We start from the raw sequence: 17,241 nt of genomic DNA, 5'->3' as shown, positions 1-17,241 counted from the left end.
TAACCAGATCAATCCGCCGGGCATGCCGCGGCGTTACCGATCACCCGGCGTCGGCATCCTTGCGCGGCAGCTTGTAGATCACCGCGCCGATGGCAAACGCCACCAGTGCCGCGGCGATGTTCTGCCAGCTGGCACTGGCGAACAGCGCCAGGCACAGCAGCAGCGCCAGCACCGGAATAAGCGGGCCACCCGGCAGCTTCAGCGCACCTGGCCGGTCGGCGTAGCGCTTGGCCAGCACCAGCACCGCAGCGGCCGTTCCGATGTAGGCGAACAAGCGCGTGGTCATCGACAGCAGGGCCAGCTGCACGAACGAACCGGACAGGGCCAGGCCGAGCGCGATCAGGCCCTGGCAGAGGATCGAGGCGGCCGGGGTGTGGAAGCGTGGGTGCACCTGCGCCAGGATCTTCGGCCCGTAGCCATCGCGGGCCAGCGCGAACAGGAAGCGCGGGCCCATCATCATCGTGTTGCTGTTGGTGCCGAGGATGGAGATGGTGGCGCCGACCGTCAGGATCAGCGCAAGCGCTTCGCCACCGAAGCCGGCGGCGGCATCGGCCAGCGGCGTGGCCGAGCTGGACAGGCCGGCCAGCGTGCCCTGCGCCACCACCTGCACCGCGCCGTAGATGACGGTGACGGTGATGATCATGGTGATCAGCGCGAACGGAATGTCGCGGCGCGGATTGCGGTACTCGCCGGCCGCGGCCGGGATGTTCTCGAAGCCCGCGTAGGCGTACAGCAACAGGAGCGCGGCTTCGCCCATGCGCTGCAGGTCATGCGGGTCCGGGCGCTGGCCGGAGAACGCAAGTTGCGGATCGATGTAGAACGCGCCGATGGCCACGAACAGCAGCAGCGGCAGCATCTTGCCGATCACCAGCACCACGCCGGTACGCGCGGCCGAGCGCACGCCGATGATGTTGACGCCGGTGAGGAAGCCCAGCGACACCACGATCACCGCGATGCGGCCCATGCCGGCGCCGGCCCACGGCCAGAAGCGCGCGACCGCATCGGCCAGTGCATTACTCAGTGCGGCCGCCGAACTGATGCGGGTCAACCAGATCATCCAGCCGATCTCGAACCCGGCGAATCGCCCGAACGCCTCGCGTGCATACAGGTAGCTGCCACCGGGTTCATCGAAGTAGCTGGCGGCCTGCGCGTAGCACAGCACCAGCAGCGCGACCACGATGCCGGCGGCGACCACGCCCCACAGGCTGAAGGGACCGAGCAGGGCGACGGTGGCGGCCGGCAGCAGGTAGATGCCGCTGCCGATCACATCGTTGATCGACAGGCCGACGATCTGCCAGCGGCTGACCGCGCGCTGCAGCTGCGGTTCGTCCTGCGCGCTCAACGGGCGTCTCCGCTCAGTGCGGGCAGTTGCCACTGGGCCTGCAGGCGCGTGTACTCGGCACGCGGCAGCAGCACGAAGCGCGGCGCATCCTGCGGCCGCAACCAGTTCAGCAGGGCCTGCATGCGCGCCTGCGGCATGGCGGTGCAGCCGGCGGTGGCCTCACCCGGCTGGCGCCACAGATGGGCGAAGATGCAGCTGCCCTTGCCCGGCTGGTTGTCCGGATTGTGGGCGATCACGAAGCCTTCCTGGTAGCGCACGTCGCCCTTGTTGTGCAGGTCCAGCCGCATGGGCTCGGTGGAGCCCTTGATCGCCGCACTGCCGACTTTCCTTTCATCGACGATGCGGTTGTAGAACGGTGAACCGGGTACGTCCATGCAGTAGCTGCTGTCCAGCATCGGCTGGTAGGGCATTGCGGTACCCGGGCGGGTGACGGCATAGCCGAACGCACTGCCGAGCGCGAACACGCCCGCAGGGCTGCGGCCATCGCCTTCCTGTTTCTGCGGGCCGTCGGCCTGCGCCGGGTGCAGGCCCAGGCCCCAGGCACTGCCAGTGCGGCCGAGCGCCACCGGGAACGCCTGTCCATGCGCGTGCCAGCCCTTGCCATCGCGCACATAGGCCTGCAGCTGGCCCTGGGTGCTGTCCCAGCCATCGCTGGTGACCACGATCAGCTGGCGCGCACCCTCCAGCGGCGCGGCGTGGACGGACACCGCCGCAGCAAGCAGCAGCGCAGCGGTAGCGAGGCGAACCAGCGATTTCATCAACAGGTGCTCCGGTCAGGAATCCAGCAGGTGGTCGATCCGCTCCAGGTTCACCGCCAGCTGCTGCTGGCGATCCGGATTGGTGTGGCAGAGCAGCACGAACAGGAAATCGAGCAGGGCGTGCATGGCGCTACGGTACAGCAGCTGCGCGACCTGCGGCGTGCGATCGTGCGCACACACCACCAGCGCAGCATCAGCATGCGCGCGCAGCGGGTTGGCGGTGTGGCGGGTGATGGAAATCACCTTGCCACCCATGTCCTGGAACTGCCGTGACAGCTGCGAAAGCTGGGGCAGGTTGCCGAACTCGGAGAACATCAGCAGCGCATCGCCCGGGCGCGCGGCCGACAGATTGGCCAGCATCAGGATCGGGTCGGTATGCGGCACTACCAGCAGGCCGAGCAGTGACAGCCGCATGGCGAACTCGCGGGCGAACAGGCCATCGTCACCCAGGCCATGGACGAACAGCTTCGGTGCGCCGTCGAGCAGCTGGACGATGCGCTCGATTTCCTCGCGTGGGTTGGCCTGGCGGGTTTCCTCTTCGGCCTGCGCCTTGCTGCGGCGCAGGGCGTCGTCCAGGCGCAGGTAGTCATCGCCGCTGTCGGGTTCGCTGGGGGCCTGTTGTGGATTGGCACCGGCGCGAGCCACATCCTGGCCGATCGAGTACTTCAGGTCCGGGTAGCCCTTGAAGCCGAGCTTCTGGCTGAACTTCACCACGCTGGACTGGCTGATGCCCAACGCGCTGGCCAGCTGCTGGGACGAGTAGTCGCGCAGCAGGTGGGCGTTGTCGAGGATGAAGTCGGCGATACGGCGCTCGATGGCCGACATCTGCCCGCGCTCGGAACGGATCTTCAGCAGGGGCGGCATGCGGGGTGTCCGGGCATGTGTAGGCGCGTTGCGGTTGGCAGCGTAGAGCGTGCCATGGAATGGGTCGGGCGGGTTCCAGCCGCGAAGAGGTTACGGAGTGCAGTTGTTGCCTTTGACGTTGAGTCCGCCTTCAAGCGAGCCGAGCACCGCAGGTCCGGCGAGGGCGAAGAGGCGCGGGTGCCTGAGCGTAGCGAGTTCCCGCGCCGTCCCTCGACGGGCCGAGGAGCGCAGGGAACCGGTTCGTAGCACCGGCTCGCGGTCGGCGGAGCGTTTCTTTTGGTTACTTTTCTTTTCGCGAAAAGAAAAGCAACGCCCGACCCAACGTCAGTGGCACGCAAGGCCAGCCGCAAGGCAGAGATCAACCCAGCATCTCCAGCCCACGCACTTCGGTGATGCCCAACCCCGGCACATCGCTGATGCTGATCTCCGATTCGTTGAAATGCACGCCGCCGCTGACCGGGTCGAACTGGCCCAGCGACGGGCCGTCCAGGTCGACCTTGGTGATCACATCGCTCTTGGCCACCGCCAGGTGCACGGCGGCGGCAACGCTGATGCTGGATTCGATCATGCAGCCGATCATGCATGGCACGCCGTAGATGCCGGCGATGTCGGCGATGCGGATCGCGTTGGACAGGCCGCCGGTCTTCATCAGCTTGATATTGATGATGTCGGCCGCGCGCTGCTGGATCAGGTCCATCACCTGGCTGGGGCTGAACACGCTTTCGTCGGCCATCACCGGCGTGTTGACGCGGTCGGTGACGTACTTCAGGCCACTGATGTCCGCTGCCTTCACCGGCTGCTCCAGCAGCTCCAGTACCACGCCGGCCTCTTCCAGCGTGCGCATCGCATGCACCGCCTGCTTGGCGGTCCAGCCCTGGTTGGCGTCCAGGCGCAGCAGGGCGCGGCCTTCCACCGCCGCATGGATCGCCTTGACCCGTTCGATGTCCAGGCCGATGTCCTTGCCGACTTTGATTTTCAGCGACTCGAAGCCGCGCTCGATCGCCGACAGCGAATCGGCCACCATCTTGTCGATGTAGTCCACGCTGATGGTGATGTCGGTGGTAATCACCGGGTCGCCGCCACCGAGCATCTGATATAGCGGCGCACCGTGCAGCTGCGCCCACAGGTCGTACAGCGCGATTTCCACCGCGGCCTTGGCGCTGGTGTTGCGCTCCATCGCGGTCTGCACCAGCGTGCACAGATGGTTGAGGTTGACCACGTCCTGGCCGATCAGGCGCGGGGCGATGAAGTGGCGGATCGCTTCGATGATCGAGCCGTGCGTATCGCCGGTGATCACCGCAGTGGCCGGGGCTTCACCGTAACCGGTGTGGCCGGTGTCGGTGCGGATCAGAACCACCACGTCTTCCACGGTTTCCACCGTGCGCAGGGCAGTCTTGAACGGCGTCTTCAGCGGCACGCGCAGCATGCCCAGTTCGATGGCAGTGATCTTCATTCAGGAGTCTTGGCCCGCAGGCGCTGGATGTTGGTGATGCGGTCGATGTAGCGGACGGTATCGCTGGCCATCATCGGCTCCAGCGGCGTGACCGAAACACCATTGAGGTGGGCCTGTACGCGCGTGCCGTCGGTACCGAACCAGCTGCCGCCCGCCGTATCGTGGATCACCCAGGTGCGGCCGTCGACATGGCCGATGGCCATCATCACGTGCCCGGGAATGTAGACGAGGTCGCCCACCTGCAGGTCGGTGACGGCGCGGTCGCGTACCGCTTTGCCGTCCTTGCCGGTGAAGGGCAGGCGATCCAGCGCGGGGCTGACCGCCTGTGCACTGGTATTGCGCGGCAGCAGCACGCCGAAGCTGCGGTAGATCTCGGAAACGAACCCGCTGCAGTCGCGGGTGTCGTAGTCGTGGCCCCATCCGTAGCGTTCGCCCAGGAACTTGAAGGCCTGCTGCAGCAGCAGGCGCGGGGTCAGCGGCAGGTAGTCGGCGGCGGTGTCCTGCGAGCGCGGCAGCAGCGCCGGCACCAGCTTCAGGCGCCCGTTGGCCTCGCGCACCGGCAGCTGCACCACCCACGACGCGTGCGCCTGCTGGCCGTTCACGGGTTCTGAAGCGGGCCAGTCGGCCAGCACCGGCAGGCGCACGCCCATGTCCAGCTGCAGGCGCGAGACGCGCGGTTCCTCCGGGGTGTAGGCGGTCTGCGCGGTGGCGCCGGTGACGATGCGGTACGGGCCCTTCGTGCCATAGCCGAGCACCGTGGCCTTGTCGCCGCTGGCGATGGCATCGGCCTCGATCCATGCGCTGTAGCGCTCGCTGTGCACGAACAGCCAACGGCCATCGGTACTGCGATGGACCACCGCGACCTTGTCGCCGGGGAACAGTGCCGATTCCTGGAAGCGGTCGATGTCGGTGTCACCGGCAGTGCTGAAGACCCGCTCGCGGGTGGGGAAGGTACGCAGTGCCGCGCGCTTCACCACCAGCCCGTAGGCCGGTGCCACCTGGGCAGGAATCGCATCGAGGCCGAGGTTGGCTTCGATCGCGCTGCGCAGTGCGGTCGCGATCGCCTGGCCCTTGTCGTTGTAGAGGGCGCGGGTGGGCCAACTCGACAGCGCGGTGATGCTGGCACGCACCGTCGCTGCATCAAGCTGGGCGGGCAGTGCGGCGATGTCCTGGATGTGGCTGTCCTGTGCCCGCATCCGCGCGTTCTGTGCTTCGATCTGCGCGCGATTCAGGATCGGCGCATCGGCGTTGTCCAGGCGCGCGGCCCAGTATTGCGGGGTCAGGTAGGCCTCGTGCAGGCCGATCACATAGGGCAGCGGTGCGCCGGGATCGGGTGCCACGGGAGGCTGTGCAAAGGCCGGGGCGGCCAGCAGGCACAGGGCCAGGGTCAACCGGCGCGGCCAACGCCGGCGCGGTTCGCGGGAAGCCAGGCTCATGCGGTGCACACCCTCCTCGAATGCCTGTTGGAATATTTATTCCTTTTGGCTTCGAAATCAAGAATAAATTATTGACCAGCATCCCGGCCCGTGTTACACAGCCGTTACCACCCGCGCTGGGGAAGTGTCGCTGTGGAGTCTGCCGTTCGCAAACCGTGTCTGCCTGCCGCCGCCGGTCTCTGTGCCGCGCTGCTGCTGTGGGCGTGGTCGGCGGGAGCGGAGCCGCCGCCCTCAGCCATCCAGTTTGCGCGCGTCGTGCAGATGATCGACGCGGGACGGTTCTTTGAAGCTCACAGCGAACTGAACACCTGGTCGGCTGCCGACGCGGCGGAGCCTGGCGTCAGTTTCGACGACATCGCGTTCCAGGAAGAACGCATGCGCCGCATCCGCCTGGATTTTTCCCTCGACGAAACCGCCGCCAAGTCCGCCGTGCGCCGCTGGATTCCCGACCTCACCGACGAGGAATTCGCGCGCTGGGACCAGCTCGGCCTGATTGAACACCTCGATATCGACGGCACGCGCTGGTACTTCAAGCGCGCACCGTCGAACCTGTTCCTGCTCAGCGATGAGGCACGCGCACGCCGCCGCGCGGATGCACCGGTGCCGGCGCCGGGCCCGAACGAGGTGCTCAATGCACATCACGCGCACGTGCTTGCCGCGGCCCAGCAGAGTGGGCAGGCGTCGGTACTGCCGCAGCGCATTGAATTCACCCAGTCGCTCACGGTGAAGGCCGACGCCGTACCGGCCGGCGAAACCGTGCGCGCCTGGATTCCGTACCCGCGCGAGATTCCGGGCCAGCAGGAGCAGGTGCAGTGGCTGGGCAGCGCGCCCGGTAAGGCACGCATGGCGCCAGCCAGCACCCTGCAGCGCACCGCTTATCTGGAAGCCAAAGCGGTGGCCGGGCAGCCGACCCGCTTCGAGATCCGCTACGCGGTGACGATCTTCGCGCGGCATACCGCGATCGATCCCGCCAAGGTGCAGGCCACACCGAACGATCCCGCATTGAAGCCCTACCTGGCCGAACAGCTGCCGCATGTGCGCTTCACCCCCGCGCTGAAGCTGTTCTCCGACCAGGTGCTGCAGGGCGAGGCGCGCCCGTATGAAGTAGTGCGCAAGCTGTTCTCAGCGGTCGATCGCATTCCATGGGCGGGCGCGCGCGAATACTCCACGCTCAGCAACATCAGCGATTACGCCCTGCGCGCTGGCCATGCTGACTGCGGCCAGCAGACCCTGCTGCTGATCGCATTGCTACGCATGAACGGCATTCCCGCGCGCTGGCAGTCGGGGATGGTGTTCTCCGACGATGGCAGTGGCTACAACAACCTGCATGATTGGGGGCAGGTCTACCTGGCGCCCTACGGCTGGTTGCCGATGGACGTGACCACCGGCGCGCTCGCCAGCGATGTGCCTGCACTGCGCAATTTCTATCTGGGTGGCCTCGACGGCTACCGCATCGCCTTCAACGACGATTTCGGCCAGCCCTTCGTGCCGGCCAAGCAGCATTACCGCTCGGAAACGGTCGACTCGCAGCGCGGCGAGGCCGAGTGGGCAGGCGGCAACCTGTACTTCGACCAATGGAGCTACGACTTCCAGTGGCGGGTACTGCCAGCCGGGCAACGCTAGCGCGACACATCGCAACTCACACCATTCAATTCTTGCAGGAGAGAGCAGGGGATGAAGGCTTACAGCATCAAGCGGGCGGCGTTGTGCGTCGCCCTCGGGGCGTGTCTGGGCGTGATCGCGCCCAGCGCATTCGCACAGGATGGTTCGGTGGTCGGCCGGTTGGTCAGCGATGCCGGCCAGGTGCCGGCCGGTGCCACGGTTACCGTACGCAACCCCGCCACGGGCTTTGTCCGATCGGTGCAGGCCGACGCCAATGGCAGCTACCGCATCCCGTTGCTGCCGGTCGGCACCTACGAGATGGACGTGAGCCTGCCGGGTGGAGCGGCCAGCCGTGTTGGCCAGGTCACCGTCAGCCTTGGCAGTGCGACGACGGTGAACGTGCCGCTGGGTGCGGTCAGCACGCTGGGTACGGTCGAGGTACGTGCACCGCAGGTGGTGTCGATGGTGGATGTCAAGTCCACCGAATCGGCCACGAACATCACCCGCGAAGAGCTTTCGCGTCTGCCGGTGGACCGTGACATCACCGCCGTGGCACTGCTCGCGCCCGGCGCGGTGAAGGGCAAGGGCTCGTTGGGCGGCCAGGGCATTTCCTTCGGAGGTTCGTCGGTGGCCGAGAACACCGTCTACATCAACGGCCTGAACGTTACCGACTTCTACAACCGGGTCGGCTTCTCGTCGGTGCCGTTCTCGTTCTACCAGGAATTCCAGGTCAAGACTGGCGGCTATTCGGTAGAGTTCGGGCGCAGTACCGGCGGTGTCATCAACGCAGTCACCCGGTCGGGCAGCAACGACTTCAAGGCCGGTGCCGAACTGGTGTTCGAACCGCGTGCCTGGCAGTCGCAGGCGCGCGACCGCTACGACGGCAGCGGCAGCCGCTACATCACAGCGAGCCGCGATGACTACAGTCGCAGTGCGCTGAACGTATTCGCGTCCGGTGCGCTGGTGAAGGACCGCTTGTTCTTCTTCGGCATGTATGAAGCTCGCGACTACCGCCCGACATCGACCAACGACGCTGGCACCCGCCTGAGCCAGGGCAAGGCCGATGATCCGTTCTGGGGCGGCAAGATCGACTGGCAGATCACCGACAACCAGATGCTGTCGCTGTTCGGATTCTCGGACAAGAGCAAGACGCTCACCGATGTCTACGATTACGACTACGCCACGGGACAGACTGTGGGTGAGCGCAGCAACCAGATCTACAACACGGTGGGCGGCAAGAACTGGTCCGGCACCTATAGCTGGCAGGTCAACAGCGACCTGACCATGAAGCTGATGTATGGCGAGAACAAGCGCAACCGCATGCAGAGCTCGTTGATGGACGAGAACTGCAACCGTGTGTTCGACAACCGAACGGCCAGCCAGGGCGTGCCACCCTCGCTGCAGGGTGACCGCAGCTGCACCAGCAGCTCGCAGCTGGAATCAGCATTGGATACCCGCAAGGCCGCCCGCGCCGATTTCGAATGGACACTGGGCAATCACCTGCTGCGCTTCGGCATGGACCGCGAGGAAAATACCTCCGACTACAGCCGTGCCTACCCCGGTCCGGGCGGCCTGCGCTACGACATCTATGCGCGTACTCCGGGAAGTTCACTCAACGGCGGCGTGGTGCCGGCCAGTGGCCTGGTGGCGCGTACGCGCCGCTATGAGGTGGAGGGTGCATTTGAGACCATCAACTCGGCCTGGTACCTGGAAGACAACTGGCAGGTGACGCCGAACCTGCTGCTGAACATGGGCGTGCGCCTGGAAGCCTTCGACAACAAGGGCGGCGATGGCAGCAGCTACATCAAGATCGATGACATGGTGGCGCCACGTCTCGGCTTCTCGTGGGACGTGCGTGGCGATGGCACCACCAAGGTGTTTGGCAACCTGGGGCGCTACTTCCTGCCGGTGGCCAACGTCATCAACATCAAGCAGGCCGGTGGCTTCCTCGACGAACGCACCTGGTATGAGTTCCTGGGCTACAGCGGCGCGGCCAACAATGTGCCGGTGCTGGGCGCGCAGATCGGACCGGTGGACAATTCGCAGGGCGATGGCAGCGTGCCGGACCTGCGCGCTGAAGTGAACCGGGACATGGATCCGGTCTACCAGGATGAAGCGATCCTGGGCTTCCAGCAGATGATCAACGAGGCCTGGTCGGTTGGCGCCAGCGTGACTTACCGCCGCCTGCACAACGCCATCGATGACATGAACATCACCGCCACCGGCCAATGCGGTGCCATCGACGGGGTGTGGATCATGGGCAACCCGGGACGCACCAACACTGTCTGGGGCGACACCAACTGTGATGGCACCAATGATGGCTGGATCAACATCGACACATCCAGGGAAGGCTGGGCGCTGTACGACGATGATGGCAACTACGTGGGCCAGCGCGGCTGGGTAAAGCCCAAGCGCGACTACAAGGCGCTGGAACTGCAGGTCGACCGTGCGTGGGATGGCAAGTGGGGCTTCAACGCGTCCTATACCCTGGCCTATGGGCGCGGCAACGCCGAAGGCCCGGTCAACTCCGATACCGACTTCGCCGATGCCGGCCGCACCGAGAACTTCGACAACCCGTGGGTCAACTATCGCGGCTACGGCTACCTGGCCAACGATCGCCGCCATCAGTTCAAGTTCCGCGGCAGCTACGCGTTGACCGAGAACCTGAGCGTGGCCGCCACCCTGGGCATACAGTCGGGCAGCCCGATCACGCGCTTCGGTGCCGGCAATCCTTTCGACGACACCGACTTCCACAGCTACTACGTGTGCGTGTCCAACTGCCAGGCGACGGTACCGTCCGAACGTGTGTTCGTGCATTCGCCGCGCGGCGGCGATGGGCGCACGCCGTGGACCTACGACCTGGACGTGAGTGTTTCGTACAAAGTGCCGATCCCCACCGACCTGCGCCTGAAGTTGGCGGTGTACAACGTTCTGAACCAGCAGCGCGTGGTGACCGTGGACCAGGATTACGAGCCGCAGGACAGCATCGGAACGCCGAACCCGATGTATGGTTATGGCACTGGATTCCAGTCACCGCGCTACGCACAGCTGACGGTGACCTGGAGCTATTGAGGACGCATCCATGCGCCGCCCTGCCGGGCGGCGCGGGTCTGTGATCGCCGGATATGATCCGGCACCGCCTGACGGAGACTGCCTTGCATCGTCTGTTGCTACTGGTCGCTGTACTGGCGAGCCCCGCTGCCCAAGCAGTGGATGGCGCACGACTGGATGCCGCCATCGCCTTTGTGGACCAGCACGAGCACCTGCCGGGGCTGGCGATGGCGGTGGTCGAGGATGGCCAGGTGGTCTATCGCCACACTGAAGGCGCGCGTGGTGACGGTGGCCGCATCGACGAGGACACGCTGTTCAAGATCGCCTCCAACAGCAAGGCGATGACCGCCGCGCTGCTGGCCACGCTGGTGCAGCAGGGCAAGCTGGGTTGGGCTGACCCGGTGCAGCGCCACCTGCCAGCGTTCCGCATGCATGACCCGTGGGTGGGCGAGCATCTGCAGGTACGCGATCTGCTGATCCACAACAGCGGCCTCGGCCTGGGTGCCGGCGACCTGATGCTGTGGCCTGAGCCCAATGCCTTCACCCGCAGCGACGTCATCGCCGGGCTGGCACACCTGAAACCGGTCACCAGTTTCCGCAGCGGCTATGCCTACGACAACCTGATGTACGTCGTTGCCGGTGAGGTGGCTGCGGCCGCCGGTGGCAAGCCCTATGACCAGCTGATGCGCGAGCGGGTGTTTGAGCCGCTGGGGATGACCCGCTGCCAGGTGGGCGCATGGTCGGTGAAGCAGATTGGCAATGTCGCCCAACCGCATGTGCGGCGCGATGGCCGCAACGTGGTGGTCGCTGGTGATGGAGCGCTCAGCCCCGATCTGACGTCGATGGCGGCCGGTGGCATCCGCTGTTCGCTGCGCGACATGACCCGCTGGATGCAGGTGCTGCTGGACCCGGCGCTGGTACCGGCGTGGTTGGGCGCCGAGCAGCGCCGCATGCTGTGGACGCTGCACATGCCAATGCCGCTGGGCGAGCGCCAACGCGACTGGGACAACACCCGTTTCTACGGCTATGGGTTGGGCTGGCGGGTGTCGGACATGGACGGGCACTGGAAAGTCGCCCATACCGGTACCCTGACAGGCATGTATTCCTCGCTGGCGCTGCTGCCGGACCGCAAGGTCGGTGTGGTGATACTGATCAACGGCGAGGCCGAAGACGCGCGTACCGCGCTGATGCAGTCGACGCTGAAACAGTTCACCGCGCCGGAAGACGCGCAGCATGTGGGGTACTACCTAGCGGAACTGGCGGCTGATCGGGCCGTGCGCGCCGCCACGGGGAGTCCTGTGCCCTCCACCAGGGGCGCACAACCGGCCGCCGTCACCGATCTGCAGCGCTGGCAGGGCCGCTACGCCGATCCCTGGCTGGGTCCGGCCTCGCTGTGCGCGGGCAAGGACGGCCTGCGCTTCAGCGTCGACAAGTCGCCAGCGCTGCAGGCGGCCGTGCTGAAGTTGCAGGGGCGCTGGCTGCTGCGCTGGGATACGCTTGGCGACGAAGCGCAGGCGTGGTTGCAGCCAGGCGAGGGCCCGGTACCGACGCTGGACCTGCGCGCCATCGATCCGGACATCGACTTCAGCTATGACTTCCAGGACCTGCATTTCACTCGTACTGGCGACTGCGCTGGCAGCGACCGCCAGCGCCGCTGAGCCACCGCGTGTTTCACCGGCCACCGACGCGGCCAGCGCTGGTTTGGTGGAGATCCGCACGTTGTCGCCAGGCATCGACATGGACATCCGCTACGCCGGCGCCAACAACTTCACCGGCGCGCGCGTGCCCGGCTACGAGGCGTCGTCCTGCTACCTGCTGGCGTCGGTGGCGAAAGCGCTGGCGCAGGTGGAACAGGATCTGCGCGCCGATGGCTTCGGCCTGCGCCTCTACGACTGCTACCGGCCGGTGCGTTCGGTGCAGGCCTTCATGGCCTGGGTGAACGACCCCGGCGAACTCTCGCGCAAGGCGCTGCAGTACCCGGACCTGGACAAGCCGCGCCTGCTGGCCGACGGCTATATCGCCGAGCGCTCCGGCCACAGCCGCGGCGCCACGGTCGATCTGGGCCTGCTGGATTGCCGCAGCAGAGCATGTACGCCGCTGGACATGGGCACCGACTTCGATTTCTTCGGGCCACGCGCGCATACGCAGACGAGCGGGCTGAGTGAGACGCAGCAGGCGAACCGGCGGCAACTGGTGCAGGCAATGGCACGGCGTGGTTTCGTGAACTATCCGCAGGAGTGGTGGCACTACACGTTCCAGCCCGAACCGGATCCCGGCACCGCGTACGACGTCCCAGTGCGGTAGGGGTATCGGCAGGGCTGCGCCCTGCACCTGCAGAGGCAACTGCAACGGCCGAAGCAACAGCTGGCATTCCGTGGGATGGCTGGGTGGGTCCGGTTGCGTGGGACGCTGCAAGTCCCCCTCCGGGGTCCGGCCCAGCCGCTGGCGGCTGTGCGTTCGGGCGCTTGCGAAGCAGTGCTTCGCAAGCAAAGCGCCCTCACCCATGTAAGCTCGGTCGCCGCTTGCTCGTGCGCGCAGTCCTGCACGCACGGCAAGGCCAGGGTTGGGCGTCCTGCCCAACCCGCCCGAGGCATGCCTCGGGCCCATGCGGCTCACGCCCCCGCAACCGGACCCACCCAGCCTTCGACAATTCCCCGCGCGGTCCGTTGTAGAGCCGAGCCCATGCTCGGCTGTTCTTTGTTCAATCGTCGAGATATTCGATTTCGAGAGATTCATCCACGCATGGCGTGGATCTACCGTGGCTGCCGGATTGGGTCCGGGGCAGATCCCTTACACTGGCCGCCTCTTCATCCCTGCCCACCCGATGAACCTTCCCCTGCACTTCGGCCTGCTCGGTACCCTGGAAGCGGGCGCCATCGCCCTGCTGGTCGGGCTGCTGGTGTACTTCCTGTGGTCGCAGCTGTGCCGGCTCCTGCACTGGACAGTCGGCCACGCGATCGGCTGGTCCTGCGTCATCGCCGTGATCATCTCCGCCGGCATCGATGCATGGAAGCTGTTCTACATGGGCATCGTGCGGCTGGAATCCCCACTGTACGCGCGCCTGTTCCTCGCCACCATCCATGATCCGAACGAACTCGGCAGCCGCGTGGTGCTGGAAATCGCCGGCGCGCTCGCCGGTGTTGCCCTCGGCTGGGTGTTGTTCAGTTCGCGGTCATTGGCACAGAACGTCGACTGACGCAGGTTTTTCGTTGGTTGCCGGTTAAATCCGGCAGCGCTGAATGCGCATCTTATGAGCTGCTCACTTGCTGCTAACCACCGCGCTAAAGCATGCGTGGAGGCGAGTGGTTAATCGTGCGTGTTGACGCTGGTCGCGGGGCAAAATCGATTCAGAAACGCGGTGGCAGGGTAGGTGCCGTGCGGAGACAACACGCCGCGCAACACCACCCAATCGGTAGGAGACACCCCTGATGACTATTCGCAACCGCAAGCCCCTGATCGCCCTGATCGTCGCCGCCGGCAGCGTGCTGGCCATTCCGGCGATGGCCCAGTCGGCCAAGCAGCAGGCCGCGCAGGCACAGAACGAAGCCGCGCAGGCGCAGCAGTCGGCGGCACAGGCAGGGCAGGCGGCTGACCAGGCGACCAATGCGGCCGCCGCGGCATCGGCGCAGGCCAATGGCGGTGGCCAGACCTGGGCCAGCATCGATACCGATGGCAACGGCACCATCAGCAAGACCGAGGCACAGGTGAACGCGGGCCTGGCCCAGGTGTTCGACCAGGCCGATACCAACAAGGACGGTGAACTGAGCGCCGATGAGTACAAGGCCTACGTGGCCGCGCAGCAGGCCGGTGCGGGTGCCGGCGCGGCCCAGGGCCGCTGATCCACACCTGATTCGGGAAGGCCGGTGCATGGGGACCCGGGCGGCTGCGGCCGCCCGGGTTTTTCTCGTCATCGCCACCCCTGTATCCTTGGCCGATGAACACCTCCACGCCTGCGCCGTCGCGCGCCATCGGCCTGGTCGGTTTTGACGGTGACGATACGCTGTGGAAGAGCGAGGACTACTACCGCAAGGCCGAGCAGGATTACCTTGACCTGCTGTCGCGCTACGTCGACGTGCATGACACCCAGACCGCGCGCCACCTGCTGGAAGTTCAGCAGCGCCACCTGGGCACCTTCGGCTACGGTGTGAAGAGCATGACCCTGTCGATGATCGAAGCGGCCATCGACATCACCGGCCAGCGCATCGAGGCCAAGGATATCCAGCGCATTCTGGATATCGGCCACGACACCCTGCGCCACCCGGTCGAACTGATCGACGGTGTGCGCGAAGCCGTGGCAGCCATCGCCGAGCACTACCCGGTGGTGCTGATCACCAAGGGTGACCTGTTCCACCAGGAAGCGAAGATCAAGGTCGCCAACCTGGCCGAGCTGTTCCCGCGCATCGAGATCGTCTCGGAGAAAGATCCGGAAACCTATGCCCGCGTGCTGGCCGAATTCGATCTGCCGATGCAGCGCTTCGTGATGGTCGGCAACTCGCTGCGTTCGGACATCGAGCCGGTGGTCACCCTCGGTGGTTGGGGCGTGCATACCCCGTATGCAGTGACCTGGGCACACGAGACCCAGCATGGTGTGGCCGACGACGAACCGCGCATGGTCACCGCCGACACCGCCCACGATTGGCCGGCTGCACTGGCGGCGATCGAGGCCAAGGCCGCTGCGGTGGCCTGACAGGACCCGGCGGCTGCGGCAGAATCGGGGCATGAACGTCCGATTGCGCGCGCTGTTGTTGTCCCTGCTGCTGGTGCCGGCCACCGTGCTGGCCCAGCAGACCGCCGAGCGTTCGGCAGCCTACGAGGTGGAGACCGGTGACAGCTGGGTCGATGCCCAGCTGCAGGACATCAACCACTACGCCGAGCGCTACCCCGACGCCTTCCTCGACGAAGTGTCGCGCTACGCCGACGTGCCGCGTGGCTACATCAGCGCGCTGTTCACCACCCACGGTTGGCAGGCTGGGGATATCTACTTCGCCTGTTTCTGGGCCAAGGCCAGCGGCCAGACCTGCCGTGAGAGCGTGCGCGCCTTCAGCCAGGACCCGGAGGGCGGCTGGGAGGCGGTGGTGAAGCGCATGCCCACCACGCCGGACAACCTGCATTACCGCGCCGTGCGCCATGCCATCGTGGCCAGCTACCAGCACTGGGACCGGCCGATCACCCTGGATGCCACCCTCAGGCGCCAGTTGAAGCGGTAGCGCCGGGCCAAGCCCGGCGAGCGCGCAGCGCGGCCTTGGGATCCGCCGGGCATGGCCCGGCGCTACCGATGTTTCATGTTGCTCTGCATATCGCCGCCGCCACGCACTCCGGCGACAATACGGGTTCGAGCTGTTCCCCGTTCCCGTAATCGAGTGACTGATGAGCGCCTCTTTCGTTTCGCCTGATGTGATCCGCCGCCTGTTCGCACAGGCCATGTCCCGCATGTACCGCACCGAAGTGCCGTTGTACGGCACGCTGGTGGAACTGGTGGAGCGGATCAACGCGCAGGTGCTGGAGCAGGACCCGGCGCTGGCCGCGCAGCTGCAGCGCAACGACGAGCGCGCACGCCTGGATGAAGAGCGCCACGGCGCGATCCGCGTCGGCACCGTGCAGGAACTGGCGACGCTGCGCCGCCTGTTCGCCGTGATGGGCATGTACCCGGTCGGCTACTACGACCTGTCGGTCGCGGGCGTGCCGGTGCATTCCACCGCGTTCCGCCCGCTTACCGGCGCCGCGCTGGCACAGAATCCATTCCGCGTGTTCACCTCGCTGCTGCGCCTGGAGCTGATCGAAGACGAAGCGCTGCGTGCCGAATCGGCGAAGATCCTTGCGCGCCGCCGCATCTTCACCGAGGGCGCGCTGGCACTGATCGACCAGGCCGAGCGTGACGGTGGCCTGGCGCAGGCCGATGCCGAGCGCTTCGTCGAGCAAGCACTGGAAACCTTCCGTTGGCACGGCGATGCCACGGTCGACCTGCCGACCTACCACGCGCTGCACAACGCGCATCGGCTGGTGGCCGACGTGGTCAGTTTCCGCGGCCCGCACATCAATCACCTGACCCCGCGCACGCTGGACATCGACGCTGCGCAGGCGGCGATGATCGAACACGGCATGGCGGCCAAGGCGGTGATCGAAGGCCCGCCGCGCCGCGCCTGCCCGATCCTGCTGCGCCAGACCAGCTTCAAGGCGCTGGAAGAGGCAGTGCATTTCCCGGACGCGGAAGGTGGCGATGCCGGCACGCATACCGCGCGCTTCGGCGAGATCGAACAGCGCGGCCTTGCGCTGACCCCGAAGGGCCGCGCGCTGTACGACCAGCTGCTGTCGCAGGCACGCGATGCCGGTGGCGAAGGCAGCACCGGCGGCGACTACGGCCAGCGCCTGCAGGCGGTGTTCGCCAGCTTCCCGGATGACCATGACACGCTGCGCCAGGAAGGCCTGGGCTATTACCGTTACCAGCTGACCGACGCCGGCCGTGCCGCGCCCGAGCGCGTGGCGGATCTGCCGGCTGAAGTGCTGGTGGCCGCGGGCCTGGCGACGGCCGACCCGATCGTCTACGAGGATTTCCTGCCGGTCAGCGCCGCGGGCATCTTCCAGTCGAACCTGGGCGGCGAAGAACAGCGCGCCTATGCCGCGCACGCCAACCGCGAGGCCTTCGAGCAGGCGCTGGGCGTGGCGGTGAATGACGAGTTCGAGATCTACGAGCGGCTGCAGGCGGAATCGCTGGCGGCGCTGCGCGCCTGATCGGCA

At 66.3% G+C, this 17,241-nt stretch carries 14 protein-coding genes; 9 read left to right on the top strand and 5 right to left on the bottom strand.

Annotated features, from left to right (window positions below):
- Positions 1–40: 40 nt before the first annotated feature.
- The 5 genes from N5D20_RS17650 to N5D20_RS17630 form a co-directional block, all read right to left on the bottom strand.
- Positions 41–1,342: an amino acid permease gene (locus N5D20_RS17650; protein WP_010484214.1), complete on the bottom strand. Its 1,302-nt coding sequence runs from the start codon at positions 1,340–1,342 to the stop codon at positions 41–43.
- Positions 1,339–2,100 (bottom strand): L,D-transpeptidase family protein, encoded by a 762-nt coding sequence (locus tag N5D20_RS17645; RefSeq protein ID WP_109815303.1) that lies wholly within the window; start codon positions 2,098–2,100, stop codon positions 1,339–1,341. The genes N5D20_RS17650 and N5D20_RS17645 overlap by 4 nt, the downstream gene beginning before the upstream one ends.
- Before the next feature lie 15 nt (positions 2,101–2,115).
- Positions 2,116–2,964: a MurR/RpiR family transcriptional regulator gene (locus tag N5D20_RS17640; RefSeq protein ID WP_279914763.1), complete on the bottom strand. Its 849-nt coding sequence runs from the start codon at positions 2,962–2,964 to the stop codon at positions 2,116–2,118.
- A gap of 358 nt (positions 2,965–3,322) precedes the next feature.
- Positions 3,323–4,417 (bottom strand): dipeptide epimerase, encoded by a 1,095-nt coding sequence (locus N5D20_RS17635; RefSeq protein ID WP_012478950.1) that lies wholly within the window; start codon positions 4,415–4,417, stop codon positions 3,323–3,325.
- The gene (locus tag N5D20_RS17630) at positions 4,414–5,853 is read right to left on the bottom strand and encodes an SH3 domain-containing protein (RefSeq protein ID WP_191850521.1); all 1,440 of its coding nucleotides are present in this window, start codon (positions 5,851–5,853) and stop codon (positions 4,414–4,416) included. Before N5D20_RS17630 ends, N5D20_RS17635 begins: the two co-directional genes overlap by 4 nt.
- A 132-nt stretch (positions 5,854–5,985) precedes the next feature.
- On the opposite strand from N5D20_RS17630, the gene N5D20_RS17625 reads away from it, so the two are divergent.
- The 9 genes from N5D20_RS17625 (at position 5,986) to N5D20_RS17585 (ending at position 17,235) form a co-directional block, all read left to right on the top strand.
- Positions 5,986–7,476 carry a transglutaminase domain-containing protein gene (locus tag N5D20_RS17625; protein ID WP_279914762.1) on the top strand — a complete coding sequence of 497 codons (1,491 nt, stop codon included), beginning with the start codon at positions 5,986–5,988 and terminating at the stop codon, positions 7,474–7,476.
- 51 nt (positions 7,477–7,527) lie between these two features.
- Entirely contained in the window at positions 7,528–10,527 is a 3,000-nt protein-coding gene (locus tag N5D20_RS17620; RefSeq protein WP_143994099.1) for a TonB-dependent receptor, read from the top strand.
- Positions 10,528–10,610: 83 nt separating this feature from the next.
- Positions 10,611–12,164, top strand: a complete 1,554-nt coding sequence (locus N5D20_RS17615) for a serine hydrolase (RefSeq protein WP_279914761.1) — start codon at positions 10,611–10,613, stop codon at positions 12,162–12,164.
- Positions 12,097–12,810, top strand: a complete 714-nt coding sequence (locus tag N5D20_RS17610; RefSeq protein ID WP_279914760.1) for a M15 family metallopeptidase — start codon at positions 12,097–12,099, stop codon at positions 12,808–12,810. The genes N5D20_RS17615 and N5D20_RS17610 overlap by 68 nt, the downstream gene beginning before the upstream one ends.
- Before the next feature lie 520 nt (positions 12,811–13,330).
- The gene (locus N5D20_RS17605) at positions 13,331–13,702 is read left to right on the top strand and encodes a hypothetical protein (protein ID WP_099560566.1); all 372 of its coding nucleotides are present in this window, start codon (positions 13,331–13,333) and stop codon (positions 13,700–13,702) included.
- A gap of 232 nt (positions 13,703–13,934) precedes the next feature.
- Entirely contained in the window at positions 13,935–14,345 is a 411-nt protein-coding gene (locus tag N5D20_RS17600; RefSeq protein ID WP_004139214.1) for an EF-hand domain-containing protein, read from the top strand.
- Positions 14,346–14,440: 95 nt separating this feature from the next.
- The gene (locus tag N5D20_RS17595) at positions 14,441–15,193 is read left to right on the top strand and encodes an HAD family hydrolase (protein ID WP_171953737.1); all 753 of its coding nucleotides are present in this window, start codon (positions 14,441–14,443) and stop codon (positions 15,191–15,193) included.
- 31 nt (positions 15,194–15,224) lie between these two features.
- Positions 15,225–15,713, top strand: a complete 489-nt coding sequence (locus N5D20_RS17590; protein ID WP_171953738.1) for a hypothetical protein — start codon at positions 15,225–15,227, stop codon at positions 15,711–15,713.
- A 160-nt stretch (positions 15,714–15,873) separates the two neighbouring features.
- Positions 15,874–17,235: a VOC family protein gene (locus N5D20_RS17585; RefSeq protein WP_010484201.1), complete on the top strand. Its 1,362-nt coding sequence runs from the start codon at positions 15,874–15,876 to the stop codon at positions 17,233–17,235.
- Positions 17,236–17,241 lie beyond the last annotated feature (6 nt).

Origin of the sequence: Stenotrophomonas sp. GD03877, from assembly GCF_029840555.1 — a bacterium.
Lineage (GTDB): Bacteria > Pseudomonadota > Gammaproteobacteria > Xanthomonadales > Xanthomonadaceae > Stenotrophomonas > Stenotrophomonas geniculata.
This window is presented reverse-complemented; position numbering and strand designations above follow the sequence as displayed.